Consider the following 14,503-nt stretch of genomic DNA (forward strand, 5'->3'; position numbering starts at 1 on the left):
ATACAATGAAAACGAGAATTATTTTAGTATTTGCTGCTTTGTTCTTAACGGTAAACTTTGGTTTTGCTCAACAAGATGAAGAGTGTATGCTTAACTTAACGCTAATGAACGATTACGTTAAGAGTAAAAAATATGATGAAGCTTATGAGCCATGGATGAAAGTAAGAAATAAATGTCCAAAGTTTAGTTATGCTATTTATGCTTACGGTGAAAAAATTCTGGATCACAAAATTGATAATTCTACAGGTCAGCAAAAACTAGATTATATTAAAGATCTTATGCTTGTATGGGACCAAGGAATGGAATATTTTCCAAGTAAATATGATCTTGGTGAAGTACTTTCAGATAAAGGTTTGTTAATGTATGATAATCAAAAAGAGCTTGGACTTACAGATAAACAAATCTATGATGCTTTTGATAAAGCGTACAAACAAGATTTAAAAAACTTTACTAGTGCAAAAGGATTATATGTGTACTTTACCAAGGTTGTAGATTTATTTAAAGCTGAGCAAGCACCTATCCAAGATGTGTTCAATAAGTATGACGATGTATCTGAGCAATTAGAAACTATCAATAAAAACTTCACCGTAAAGTTGAATAAACTTATTGAAAAAGAAGAATCAGGTCAAACTCTTGAAAAGAAAGAAGGTAAATACAAAACGTTTTATCAAAAATCTTTAGAGGCTAATGATAAAATTTCTGGAAGTTTAGATACCTACCTTGGTCAATTAGCTAATTGTGAGAATCTAATTCCATTGTATCAGAAAGATTTTCCTACATATAAAACTGATGCTGTTTGGTTAAAAAGAGCAGTAAGCAGAATGTATAACAAAGAGTGTACAGATGATCCTTTATATATTGATTTAGTAAAAGCTTATGATGCAACAGCACCTTCAGCAGACACGAAATATTTTGTGGCTACTATTCTATATAAGCAAGGAAACGATAAAGAAGCTGAGAAATATATTAAACAAGCATACGACTTAGAGACAGATACTTTCAAAAAAGGAAAGTTAGCATATCGTATTGCTAATAACTTTAAAAACAAAGGTAGTTATGGTGCTGCAAGAAATTACTACAGAGAAGCTTTAAAACTTAATCCATCAGATGGTAAGCCTCATTTGCAAATTGCTGCCATGTATGCAAAAAGTGCTAACAATTGTGGTGATACCAATTTTAATAAAAGAGCTGTGTTTTGGTATGCTGCACAAGAATCATTAAAAGCAGGAAGAGTAGATCCTAGTTTAAAATCAGCTGCACAACAGGCTGCAAATTCATATAATGCCAATGCACCAACTAAAGCTGAAATTTTCCAAGAAGGGAATGCTGGTACAACAATCAATATTGGTTGCTGGATTGGTGGAAGTGTAACAGTTCCTAATTTATAAATGAAATTTAAGTTTTCACATATAAAAACATCCATAGTCACAACAATTGTTGTGACTATGTTTTTTTCATGTAAGAACAATTTTAAAGATGTCCAACAAATAGGTATACTCCAGAATACACCTATTGGTGAAGCAAAAAATATAGATTTAAGATATACTGAAGCTGAAGATGCTGAAGGTAAAGTCATCGCCAATCTTAAAAGTCCTAAAATGTTAGATTATTCTAATAGAGCATTTTCTTTTTCTGAATTTCCAGAAGGTGTACACCTGTCGCTTTTCGATGAAAATGGAGAAAAAAATATTATTCTGGCAGACTACGCTATTGTATATAACAAAACTGATTTAATCGATTTGCAAGGAAATGTTATTCTTATTACACCTCAAAACGACAGTCTGTTTGCAGATCAATTATATTATGATCAAAAACGCGAGTGGTTATTTACAAATCAACAAGTCCGACTTAAGTCTGCAACTTCAAATAACGGTAGAGGAAATATATTTGATTCTGATACCAAATTTAAAAACTATACCATTTTGGAAGGAAGTGGAGATATGCTTTTAAAAGACTAATAGTTAAAGTAGTTTCACAAAACATCTCTATCTTTGTATTAAATATTTATAATCAAAATGAAGTTACTTCAGTTTTTTCAATACATATACCTGTTTTTTGGTGTGTTGTTTATTTATGACGGATTTGCTAGTTGGAATGACGGAACCAACAGGTCATATATTTCTTTTGTTTTTGCCGCTTTATCTATTTTTATGTTTTTCTTCAGAAAACGATTCAGGAAAAAATTTGACGATAGAAACAAAAAATAAGTATGGACTTAAGCATCTTCATCATTATTGTAATGTTGTTACTATCTGCCTTCTTTTCAGGTATGGAAATCGCTTATGTATCGTCAAACAAAATTCATATTGAAATTGAAAAAAAGCAAGGCGATTTTCTTGCTAAAATTTTAACACGCTTAACAGCTAAGCCTTCAAAATTTATAGCTACAATGCTCATTGGAAACAATATAGCATTAGTTGTTTATGGGTTTTTAATGGGAGATGTTTTGGTGGCTTGGTTTCAGTCGAAATTACCAACAGATCTTCAGATTTTAAATTATCTTTTAACTGATTTGAGTTTGTTGACCCAAACAATTATTTCTACGATCATTATATTAATTACAGCAGAATTTTTACCGAAAGTGTTTTTTCAGATTTATGCCAATTCATTTTTAAAGATATTCGCTTTTCCTGCATATTTATTTTATTTACTATTTTGGTTTTTATCTTCGTTTATCATCTGGATTTCAGATAAAGTTTTGAAAGCATTTTTTAAAACTGATGGTGATAATGTAGAATTAGCCATGACGAAAGTTGAATTGGGTAATTACATTAGTGAACAAATGCAATCGGTTGAAGAACATGATGAGGTTGATAGTGAAATTCAGATATTTCAAAACGCCTTAGAATTTTCAGAAGTAAAAGCTCGAGAAGTAATGGTGCCTCGAACAGAGATTATCGCAGTTGACGTGAAAGAATCAGTGAAAAATATCAGTACAATGTTCATCGATAGTGGGCTCTCAAAAATACTGGTTTATCAGGATTCTATAGACGATATTTTAGGTTATGTGCATTCGTTTGAATTGTTTAAAAAGCCAAAATCCATAAAGTCTATTACCTTACCTGTCGTATTTGTGCCAGCTACCATGTTAGTGAAAGATGTGCTCAATATTTTAACTAAAAAAAGAAAAAGTATCGCTGTAGTTATAGATGAGTATGGAGGAACAGCAGGTATAATGACTGTTGAAGATATTGTTGAAGAACTTTTTGGTGAAATTGAAGATGAACATGATAGTGTGGAATTAATTGAAGAAAAAATTGCTGATAATCACTTTAAGTTTTCTGCTCGACTAGAAGTAGATTATATTAATGAAACCTATAAACTCAATCTTCCTGAGGGTGAGAACTATGAAACCCTTGGAGGTTTGATTGTTGATGAAGCAGAGGAAATTCCTCAGGAAGGAAATGTTGTCGCAATAGGAATGTTCAAATTTAAAATTTTAGAAGTGTCTTCAACTAAAATTGATGTTGTAGAATTGCATATTATAGATGAAGATTGATTGTTTGATAATTGGAAAGTTAAATCACACAAATTTTCACCCTAATAAATAACAGGTTTTATGCTTTTTGACCGATAAAATCAAACAGTTGTCCAAAGACCAGTCCTTAGCTTGCGAATTAAATAATAAAAACATAAATCTACTTTTATTATTTAATAGAAAATGGTATTTTCGCCCACTTATTATTCGATAAAATATACATAAAATGGCAGTTTTAAATAAAATTAGACAACGTTCTTTGTTTTTGATTCTAATCATTGCACTAGCATTGTTCTCTTTTGTACTAACCGACTTGTTTAGAAACAGTGATGCGCTTTTTGGAGGTTCGCAAGATGTAGTTGCTACCGTAAATGGTACAAACATCAATAGAACTGACTTTATGAACAGAGTTGAACAAATGCAAAATCAGATGGGTCCAAATTCTTCTTCTACGCAAGCGATGAATAGAGTTTACGATCAAGAAGTGAGAAAAGCAATTATGGCATCTCAGTTTGAAAACCTTGGTTTAAGTGTGGAGCAAGATCAAATGAAAGATTTGCTTAAACAAAGTTTTTCAAGTTATCCTGAATTTCAAAATGAAGCTGGAGTTTTTGATGAAAATAAACTGACAGAGTTTGTAAATAACCTAAAGGCCCTTAACGGACAAAGTGCTCCATTGAGTACATTTCAAATTAACTACCAACAATGGGTTAGTACAGAAAATAATATAGCCTTAGGAGCTCAGGAGAGAGCATACAATGCTATGGTTAAGTCTGGAGTTAATGCAACTTTAGGTGAGGCTGAAGTTGATTTCATGTTAGAAAATGCAACTAGAGATTTAAGATATGTTCAAATACCTTTTACATCTATAGCAGATAGTTTAGTAGAAGTTTCTAAGTCTGATATTACAAAATATATTAATGAGCATAAAGATAAGTATAAGGTTGAAGCTTCAAGAGATATTAGCTTTGTAGAGTTTAAAGAAGTTGCTAGCGTTGAAGATGAAGAAAATCTTAAAGCGGGATTATTAAAATTATTAGATAATCAAGCTGTCTTTAATGAGACTACAAAAAATACAGATACGATAATTGGTTTTACAAAAACGACAGATGTAGAAAACTTCGTAAATTCTAATTCGGATATTACGTATAATGACGCTTTTGTAACTAAAGCTCAATTGCCTTCAGTTGCTGCAGATACCATTTACAAGACGAAAGTTGGTGGCATTTATGGTCCTTATAAGGATGCAGGATATTTTAAGTTATCGAAAGTAGTCGCTGAAACTCAATTGCCAGACTCAGTTAAAGTAAGACATATTTTAATTCCACATGTCGGAGCTCAAAGTGCTCAGCCAGATGTAACGATGACTATAGATGATGCAAGAGTACTAGCAGATAGCATCAAAACAGTTGTAACAGTTAATCCTAATAAGTTTCCAGCTTTGGTAACAGAATTTTCATCAGATCAAGGAAGTGTTGACAATGGTGGTGAATATGACTTTCACCCAATCACACAAATGGTAAAACCCTTTAGTGATTTTGAATTTCAAAATGAAGTAGGAGATATAGGCGTGGTTCAAACTGTTTTTGGTTTCCATATCATTGAAATATTAGATCAAAAAAACAAGTCAAGAGCGATAAAAGTTGCTACAATAGCACGTAAAATTGAACCTTCAGAAAAAACAATTGATGCAACATTTACTGAAGCTTCAAAATTTGAACTTGCGCTTCAGAAAGAAGATTTCCAAGAAGCTGCAAAAGAACGTAATCTAACGGCCAAGCCAGTTAATGGGATTAAAGTTCTTGATGAGAATATTCCAGGTTTAGGAAGTCAAAGAGCAATTGTTCGTTGGGCTTTTGAAGACGGAACTAAAGTAGGTGACTACAAACGTTTCTCTATTCCTAGTGGTGGTTATGCCGTAGTGCAAATTACTAAATCAACTAAAAAAGGATTGATGGATGCTGAAAGTGCTTCTGCGTCTGTGCTTACTGAAATTCGAAATGATAAAAAAGCTCAAATGATTTTAGATAAAATTACAGCAACTTCGGTTGCGGATATTGCTAAAAATCAAGGAAAGGCTACAAATACTGCGTCTGCAGTAAATATGAAAAATCCAACATTATCTGGAGCAGGTGCAGAGCCTAAAGTTGTAGGTACTGCTTTCGGATTGGAAGAAGGAGAAACATCTAAGCCTATCGTTGGTGTTAAAGGTGTTTATGTAGTTGAAGTTACTAAAATTAACGAAGCGACGCCTTTAGATAATTACCAGGCCATTGCTAATCGTTTGAGTACGGCAAGAACTAACGCAGCACAGACTAAAGTTTACGAAGCTTTAAAAGAAACTGCAGATATTGAAGATAACAGAGCTAGATTTTTCTAGGTCTTAAAATTGATTATAAAAAAAAGCTTCACATTTTGTGGAGCTTTTTTATTTTATAACCATATCGTCGTAGTTTAAAATGGTTTCAAAACCTTTGTCTTTAAAGTATGTGGTTGGATTGGTTTCTGAAGCGACTAAAACAAAATCACCTCCCCAGGCTCCAAGACTTTTAATGCTGCCTTTAAAGTCTTTAAAAAGAACTTCTTTAACAGGTTTTTGACCTATGATTTTTGAAATGAATAGCTCGTGTTGATGCATTAACTTCTGAAAGTTTTCTAACGAATCACAATCAATCATCTCTAATGTAATTCCATTGATGCTTTCAACCTCATGTTTTAAATCTGAAGTATTTACTCTGTATTGAGCTATGCCATCTCTGCTATTTTGCTTCTCATTTAAATGAACAAAATATAAGTTACTTTTAAATGATGGATTAAAATCAACAGTCTTAATTTCTCTTTTTTTGTCACTCTGAGCTTGATTCAGAATCTCATTATTTTTAATCCTATACGTTAAAGGTGCTTTAGCCTGAGCACATGCAATATCATAACCACTGCCTCCAAAAGTCATGTCGAGTAATTGATACGGATTAACATGAGCCCAGTTTGCAATGTTATTAATGAGCGTTGAAGACGTACCTAAGCCCCAATTTTTTGGAAATTCTAATTGTGTGGTAATCTCATAACCCTTATCATGGTTGCTTAAATAATCGGGATTCAAGTTTTTTGCACCATTTAATATTTGAAGTAAACGATTAGAAGTTGGGTAGTCATTCTGAACTTGTTTCAAAATCTCATTATTATTAATTCTGAATACTTCTTCAAACCAAACCGCTTTATTATGGTCAAAGCTCTTCCATAAAAGTTTTGGTTCATCAATAGGTTTAATAGTTAAATCTTGCCCAAATTTAGTTGGAATAGCCAATGACAAAGCGCCATCAAGAACAACATATTCTCCTGTAAGCAGTAGTTTTCCGTGACTGTAATACTTGACCACTAGTTGTTTCTTAAGTTGTTTATTGCATCTACTACAGAACTATGGGTTACTGTATGTGTTTTAAAATGTGATACAAGTTGTTCTTTTTCTTGAGACGTTGCTTCAAATTGATTTAAAATATTCATGAGATGCATTTTCATATGACCTTCTTGAATTCCAGTTGTTGTAAGCGAGCGCAACGCAGCAAAGTTTTGAGCTAATCCTGCAACAGCGACAATTTGCATCAATTCTTTTGCTGAAGGCTTGCCAAGCATTTCTAAGGCTAGCTTTACTAAAGGATGTAAACTTGTCAATCCACCTACAGTGCCAAGCGCTAAAGGAATTTCCATCCAAAATTTGAAGATACCATCTTTCACTTCGGCATGTGTTAAACTACTGTATGTTCCATTTCTAGAAGCATAAGCATGAACTCCAGCTTCGACAGCTCTAAAGTCGTTACCAGTTGCTAAAACTACAGCATCAATACCATTCATAATGCCTTTATTGTGTGTTACTGCTCTGTAAGGTTCAATTTCGGCAATCTTAACAGCTTGAATAAATTTTTCGGCAAAAGCTTCAGCTGAGGTTTTTGAATTTTCAGTTAAATCTTCAACCTTGCAACTTACTTCTGCTCTCACTAAACAATTAGGAACATAATTAGATAGGATACTCATGATTACATCAACATTTCCAGATAAAGAATGATCTGCTTCCGTCTTGAGAGTTGTTGCAAATTGTTCTAAGCAACTATTAATAAAATTTGCTCCCATAGCATCCATGGTCTCAAATGTGGCATGTAATTGATAGTAATCAGCCAGGTCTTTGGTTTTGTCTTTGAGATCAATGTCTAAAATACCACCACCACGGTTTTCCATACTTTTGGTTATGGATTTGGTATCCTTAAAGAATTTAGACTTTGTATTTTTAAAAAAATTAATTAAATCTTCAGTGTTACCATCATAAGTGAAATGAACTTGACCAATTTTTGTGGTTGAAATCACTTCGGCCTTAAATCCACCACGATCTAACCAGAATTTAGCAGCTTTACTGGCTGCTGCTACTACCGAACTTTCTTCAATAGCCATGGGTATGGTGTATGTTTTACCGTTAATTAAAAAATTAGGAGCGACACCAAAAGGAAGATAGTAGTTGGTAATGGTATTTTCTATAAATTCATCATGCAACTGTTGGAGTTTTTTATTGCTATTCCAATATTGCTCTAAAGTGGTTTTGGCACTCTTATTATTTGAAAAATAAGTATTGACAATCCAGTCAATTTTTTCAGATTTGGTCAACTTTGAAAAACCAGTAATCGTTTTCTGCATTTACTTGAATTTAAGGTTACAAAGATACTATTCTTGTATGTAATTTACTTCACTGTAATGATTATTGCAGATTTAACTGTTAATAGTTAGGGTTTTTTGCTTAATTTTTAGTAAACTTGACATATTTTTATCAAAAAATAGCACGATTCTTGATACGTTATTAAGGTCTGTAAAAAAAACTAACTAACACTAATTTTTATGTCAACAACTGCATTGAAGCCACATCAAAAAGAGCTTTTCGGACAACCAATAGGGTTGTATATTTTATTTTTAACAGAAATGTGGGAACGCTTCTCCTATTATGGAATGCGAGCATTGTTGGTGTTGTATATGACAACAGAGACCATTGGAGACGATAGAGGTGCAGGATTAGGATGGACAAGTAAGGAGGCACTAGCTTTATATGGCTGGTATACTATGTTAGTATATGTTATGTCAATTCCTGGTGGTATGATTGCCGATAAATTGATTGGTCAAAAGAAAGCTGTATTGCTTGGAGCCATAGTGCTGTGTCTTGGACATGGTGTCTTAGTACTGACCGATATTTGGGCGTTTTATACAGGCTTAGGACTAGTAATTCTTGGAGTTGGATTGCTGAAACCAAACATTTCTACAATGGTAGGAGGTCTATATAAAGAAGGTGATATACGACGAGACAAGGGATTTAGTATTTTTTATATTGGTATTAACTTAGGATCACTCTTAGCAACAATGATTGTAGGATTGGTTGTTGCAGAATGGGGTTGGCATGCTGGTTTCGGACTTGCAGGTATCGTGATGCTCTTAGGTTTAATTAATTATGTAGCTGGTCAAAAATACTTGACTCAAGTTGGAAATTTCGTGCCTCCAAAAAAGGATGACCCAAACGAAATTTCGTATGGTAAACTTTATGGGAAACTGTTTAAATCACCAACGCAATTACTTTTTACAGTAATATTATTGGCAGCGTCTCTATATGGATGGTATGTTTTAGAATGGGGTTACGGACTCTTATTTGTATTTCTTACTGCGGTCATTTCATTGCTAATGATGATTTATAAAGAATTAGATTCGCAGATTTTTAAAGATCGTTTTATGGTATTATTATTATCATTTATCATGGTAATTGTCTTTTGGGGAGCTTTCGAACAAGCAGGTGGATTAATGAACCTGTACACAGAATCAAAAGTAGATAGAGTACTGTTTGGTTGGGAAATACCAACAGTAATGTTTCAAAGTTTAAATGCAGGATTTATAATCTTATTTGCTACAGTGGTAGCTTCATATTGGGCAAAACGAAAATTAAAAGGTAAAGAAGGGTCTTCTTTATTTAAAATGGCATTGGGTATTATCATAATGGGATTTGGATTCCTGTTTATGGTATTTGCAGCTATGGAATTTGAAAAGTCTGGAACTTCTAGTATGATTTGGCTAGTATTAGCATATTTATTTCACACTATTGGCGAGTTATGTTTGTCTCCTGTAGCGCTTTCATTTATAACGAAATTAACTCCTGTAAAATATGCTTCCTTAATGATGGGTGTTTATTTTGCCGCTACTGGCTTAGGTAGTAAAGTTGCTGGTATTGTTGGAGAAGCTGCTTCAGATTTTGGTGAATACACCATCTTCTTAGGAATATTAATTTTTACAGTGATTGTTGGGTCATTATTTATTTTGATTTTAAAGCCACTGAAACGATTAACTCATGGTGCTGAAGATAATGAACGTATGATGCATAATGATGAAGCAGAAGGTTATGAATTAGCTGATCCAGAAATTAATAATTAATACGCATATATAATATTGAACCCTTGTAAATTTTATTTTACAAGGGTTTGTTTTTTCTAACTAAACACTTTCTTTTATGAATACTGATATTGAAAATCTATTTAAAGACAAAGTTATTGGACATCCAGCCGGACTGTTTGTAATTTTCTTTACTGAAATGTGGGAACGATTTTCTTTCTACGGAATGAAAATTCTTTTAGTCTTATTTTTAACAGCTCCTTTTTTAAGTGATAATCCTGGTTGGGAATGGTCAAGAGAAAATGCTTTAGCTTTAATTGGGACCTATTCTTCTCTACTATATCTAACACCAATTGTAGGTGGTTGGTTAGCAGATAAAATTACGGGTTACAAATGGGCAGTAATTATCGGTTGTTTTATAATGATGCTTGGGCATTTGGCAATGGTTTTTGAAACCACATGGTCTTTATACTTAGGTTTGGCACTTTTAGTAATTGGTACTGGTTTCTTTAAGCCTAATATGACATCTATGATTTCTGAAATGTATAAGGGAAAGGAATCTAAAAAAGATGGTGCTTATACCATTTATTATATGGGAGTGAATGCTGGAGCGTTCTTTGGAATGATGCTTTGTGGTTATTTAGCTGAAAATATTGGCTGGAGTTATGGCTTTGGACTTGCTGGAATTTTTATGTTAGGTGGTCTTATTCAGTTTTGGTTAGCTAAAGATTTATTTGGAAGTATTGGCGAGAAACCGTCTAAAGTTCATGAAGTAGAATTGCCACAAAATATAAATGAGGAGAGTCCGAAAGAACATGATGCTACAGGTGAAACTGAAAAGCTTAACCCATTTACAATGGTAGATAAGATTCTGATTCTTTTGTCTTCAATTGGTGGTGTGTTGTATTTGTTTAATGATCCTATGTCTAAGATAGGTAATGTTAACATGTTAAACTTCAGTATTGGAGGAATGGATGGTTCTAATGTGACTATACTTCTAGCGTTAGTATTGTTTTTATATCTAATTATTACAAGAATAGGTAGGTATTCAAAAATGGTTAGAGATAAGATTATTGCTGTTTCCATTTTTGGAATCTTTACAGTCTTCTTCTTTGCTGCCTTTGAACAATCTTTAGGATCAATGACGTTGTTTGCCAGAGATTATACCGATCGATTGCTTACAGGTTCCTCTGCCACAATATTTAAGGTCATTGATACGATACTTACAATTGTTCCTCTTGCCATAATAACATGGGTGTTATTTTTATTATTCAAAAAGACATTTTCAAAAATTGCAGCTTCAAATATCGTGCTTGCACTAACGTTTGTATTTCTTTGGTTTGTGGTTGGATATAAAATTATGAATGAGTTTAGTAAAGATGCTACTGAAGTCGGAGCATCATGGTTTGGTATCTTAAATTCCTTTTTCATTATTACATTAGCACCTCTGTTTTCAAAATGGTGGGAAAGTAAATACAATCCTAGTGTAGGTATGAAATATGGATTTGGTCTGATGCTTTTAGGACTTGGATTTGGTATATTAGTTTTTGGAACTATGGGCATACCTCAAGGTGCAAAAACAGCTTCAGTTAGTATGATTTTCTTGATTTTAGCTTATTTGTTTCATACTATGGGAGAATTATGTATTTCACCAGTTGGACTCTCGTATTTGAGCAAATTAGTTCCAGGTAGAATGATTGGATTTATGTTTGGAATTTGGTACCTAGCAATTGCAATAGGGCAAAAAGCTGCTGGAAATATGGGAGGAATGATTGATAAAATTTCTGAAGAGTATTCATTGAGTACATTCTTTTTAATATTCACGTTAGTTCCAATTGGTGTGGGTGTGATTTCAATGCTGTTAAATCCTGTCCTCAAAAAACTTATGCATGGTGTCAAATAACGAGTAAATCGTTAAAATAATCGCAAAATGCTCCACCTTTGGAGCATTTTTTGTAAGTTCGGAACGGAAATTGCAACAAATCTCGTATGAAAAAAATATCACTTATATTCGTTTTAGCACTATTAACATCAGTTAGTAGTTTTGCTCAGGTACAAGAAATAAACTGGGTAACTTTTGAAGAGGCTTTAGAACTTCAGAAGAAAAATCCTAAGAAAATTATGATGGACGTATACACAAACTGGTGTGGTCCATGTAAAATGTTGGATAAGAACACCTTCCATAATAAAGATGTAGTAGCGTTTGTAAATAAAAATTACTACGCTGTTAAGTTTGATGCTGAAGGCAATTCAACTGTAAATTATGATGGCAAAACATTCAGTAATCCAAACTATAAGCCTGAATTAAAAAGCAGAAGAAATGGTGTGCATGATTTAACGCGTTATCTAAAAGTTAGTGCATATCCAACGATCGTGTTTTTTGATGTGGATGCTAAAGTGATTTCTCCTATTAGAGGATATCAAAAACCACAACAACTGGAATTATATCTTAAATTGTTTTTAGGAGATGATTATAAGTCCATGACGACTCAGGAAGAATTTAATACATATTACTCAGCTTTTAAGCCTGAGTTTCAGCAATAATCAAAGTTACTTTATTATAAATGCTCCCTTTTCACCGGTTTGATGAAAAGGGAGTTTTTCTTGTTTACATGTTGCTTTCCATCGTTGAATATAAGATTTGTAATTACTGCCATCAGCAATTACGACTTTGGGTTCTAGCGAGTCGATAAGACGTTTTAGATTTATCCTTGGTGAATGTCGCAATAAAATATAGTCGGGTTTAAAACTTACGTTGTAAACACCCAAGCTATCAATAATTAGTAGTGTTTTTTGATGTGTTTTATAAACATTATCTAAAGAATCGTAGCGAACAGCTGTAATAAAATTTCCAACATTATAATCTCTAATCATTTTTTCGTTTTTTACTGCACTGCTATCTAAGTTATGCCAAAGCGTTAATTGGTTGTTGTTCTTTTTCCCAAGGATACTATACCTGCTTTTATGGAAAATAATTAAAGCTTCTGTGTTGTTTCTTTTCTTCGTATAAATCATAACACTTTGTAATATCAATATTGAAAACATAAGTAATATAATTCGCTGATAATTTATTTTCCGTAAGAAGAAAAAGAATGCTAGTATAAGTATGTAAGTAACAAGAACATGCGTCAGATCAAAAGAAATGTCTTTAATTAAGAATGCTTCTTGCTTTGAAACCCAAGATACAACCTCATTCATACTAGTGATAAGCACGCCGTAAATATTTGCTACAGTATTAGGAAGGCTATTTAATAATGCCAAAATAATCACTACAATTCCGAAGCCTAAAATCAGTCCAAGAAAGGGAATAATTGCGAGGTTTGAAATAAAAAACAAACCTGGAAACTGATGAAAGTAAAATAAACTAATTGGTAAAACGCCTAATTGAGCAGCCATTGTTACTGTAAATATCTGCCAGAAATAATCAACAACTTTCCATTTTGGAGACCATAACTTATATAATAAGGGTTGAATTGATACAATGGCAAATACAGCCAGATAACTCATTTGAAATCCTACATCAAACAAGAACATAGGTTTTACTAATAGCAGAATGAAAATTGAAATAGATAATGTGTTGTAAATATTAGTAGGTCGTTTTAAATGCATCGCGATTGCAATAATGCTAAACATAGTAACTGCTCTTGTGACAGATGCTGATAATCCAGCGATTATGGCGAAACTCCATAATAAAATAAGAATGCATAATATCTTGATAAGATTACCTCGTTTTATGTTGTTTAAAGGCTTTAATACAACATTTAGCATCATGAGTATTATACCAACATGAAGTCCAGAAACAGCCAAAATATGAATGGCTCCAGCATTTGCATATTCGGTGTACATGTCCCGATCCATATCTTGTCGTTGACCGAGAATAAGAGCGTTGATGATGGCTTGTTCTTCAGGCTTAAAATTATATTCGTTTAATCGCTCATTAATAGTTTGCCTTAGAGTATCTGCGTAACCATAAACGGATTTCTTCTTTGAATTTATTTTAAATATGAGGTGTTGTTCTGTAAATAATTGATCATAGATGTATTGCTTTTCTAAATATGCTTTGTAGTTGAACTGATTTGGGTTTAACGGATTTTTTATGTCTTGAAATTCAGAATAAACCAATAATACATCATCCACCATAAACAATTTTGTGCTATCGGTTTTATGAATGTTTAGTAATACTTTTCCTCGTAATAATTGATCATTTATAGATACTATGTCTACAATGTATTTATGATGATATTTAGTTGATTTAAAACGTTCCTTTACAATAAAGGTTATTGTATTTGAAGAGGTTTTAATTACATGCTTATTATTGCCATAATGTAGAGGGAAGTTCTTTTGATTGTGTGAAGTATAGGTTAAAATCCCTAAAGCAAACATTGAAATAAAAGTAATCAATCCAAACCAGATGGTTTTTTGAAGTCTTCGATTTGCTAAATGGTTTGCAATCCATAAAACGATTAGTAATCCAATGCTTAGATAAACTGTATTTAGAAAGGAGATTTTTAAATAATGAGCGCTCAAAATACCTGCTGTAAGACAGAAGGTAAGCTTGATGATGACAAAATTGAGAGTTTTCATACTCTCAATATAGTAAATAATCTACAATAGTAGAAA

At 32.7% G+C, this 14,503-nt stretch carries 10 protein-coding genes; 7 read left to right on the forward strand and 3 right to left on the reverse strand.

Annotated features, from left to right (window positions below; translation table 11 throughout):
- Nucleotides 1–5: 5 nt before the first annotated feature.
- The 4 genes from TD18_RS01510 (at nt 6) to TD18_RS01530 (ending at nt 5,858) form a co-directional block, all read left to right on the forward strand.
- The gene (locus TD18_RS01510) at nt 6–1,388 is read left to right on the forward strand and encodes a tetratricopeptide repeat protein (protein WP_040247516.1); all 1,383 of its coding nucleotides are present in this window, start codon (nt 6–8) and stop codon (nt 1,386–1,388) included.
- Nucleotides 1,389–1,958 carry an LPS export ABC transporter periplasmic protein LptC gene (lptC, locus tag TD18_RS01515; RefSeq protein ID WP_052460991.1) on the forward strand — a complete coding sequence of 190 codons (570 nt, stop codon included), beginning with the start codon at nt 1,389–1,391 and terminating at the stop codon, nt 1,956–1,958. It begins immediately after the preceding gene.
- A 251-nt stretch (nt 1,959–2,209) separates the two neighbouring features.
- Nucleotides 2,210–3,499, forward strand: a complete 1,290-nt coding sequence (locus TD18_RS01525) for a hemolysin family protein (RefSeq protein WP_040247522.1) — start codon at nt 2,210–2,212, stop codon at nt 3,497–3,499.
- Between the two features lie 205 nt (nt 3,500–3,704).
- Nucleotides 3,705–5,858, forward strand: coding sequence for a SurA N-terminal domain-containing protein (locus TD18_RS01530; protein WP_040247525.1), 2,154 nt, complete (start codon nt 3,705–3,707; stop codon nt 5,856–5,858).
- 48 nt (nt 5,859–5,906) lie between these two features.
- Here the strand turns inward: TD18_RS01530 and TD18_RS01535 are convergent, their stop codons facing one another.
- Nucleotides 5,907–6,854: a GYDIA family GHMP kinase gene (locus TD18_RS01535; protein WP_040247527.1), complete on the reverse strand. Its 948-nt coding sequence runs from the start codon at nt 6,852–6,854 to the stop codon at nt 5,907–5,909.
- Nucleotides 6,854–8,158, reverse strand: a complete 1,305-nt coding sequence (locus TD18_RS01540; protein WP_040247530.1) for a hydroxymethylglutaryl-CoA reductase, degradative — start codon at nt 8,156–8,158, stop codon at nt 6,854–6,856. Before TD18_RS01540 ends, TD18_RS01535 begins: the two co-directional genes overlap by 1 nt.
- 198 nt (nt 8,159–8,356) lie before the next feature.
- Between TD18_RS01540 and TD18_RS01545 the strand changes: the two genes are divergently transcribed.
- The 3 genes from TD18_RS01545 (at nt 8,357) to TD18_RS01555 (ending at nt 12,427) form a co-directional block, all read left to right on the forward strand.
- Nucleotides 8,357–9,925 (forward strand): peptide MFS transporter, encoded by a 1,569-nt coding sequence (locus tag TD18_RS01545; protein WP_040247532.1) that lies wholly within the window; start codon nt 8,357–8,359, stop codon nt 9,923–9,925.
- 76 nt (nt 9,926–10,001) lie between these two features.
- Nucleotides 10,002–11,786 carry a peptide MFS transporter gene (locus TD18_RS01550; protein ID WP_040247535.1) on the forward strand — a complete coding sequence of 595 codons (1,785 nt, stop codon included), beginning with the start codon at nt 10,002–10,004 and terminating at the stop codon, nt 11,784–11,786.
- Between the two features lie 86 nt (nt 11,787–11,872).
- The gene (locus TD18_RS01555) at nt 11,873–12,427 is read left to right on the forward strand and encodes a thioredoxin family protein (protein ID WP_040247537.1); all 555 of its coding nucleotides are present in this window, start codon (nt 11,873–11,875) and stop codon (nt 12,425–12,427) included.
- A gap of 6 nt (nt 12,428–12,433) precedes the next feature.
- On the opposite strand, the gene TD18_RS01560 is transcribed toward TD18_RS01555, so the two are convergent.
- Nucleotides 12,434–14,467, reverse strand: a complete 2,034-nt coding sequence (locus tag TD18_RS01560; protein ID WP_040247540.1) for a ComEC/Rec2 family competence protein — start codon at nt 14,465–14,467, stop codon at nt 12,434–12,436.
- Between the last annotated feature and the right edge of the window lie 36 nt (nt 14,468–14,503).

Origin of the sequence: Psychroserpens mesophilus (genome assembly GCF_000826645.1) — a bacterium.
Taxonomy (GTDB): domain Bacteria; phylum Bacteroidota; class Bacteroidia; order Flavobacteriales; family Flavobacteriaceae; genus Psychroserpens; species Psychroserpens mesophilus.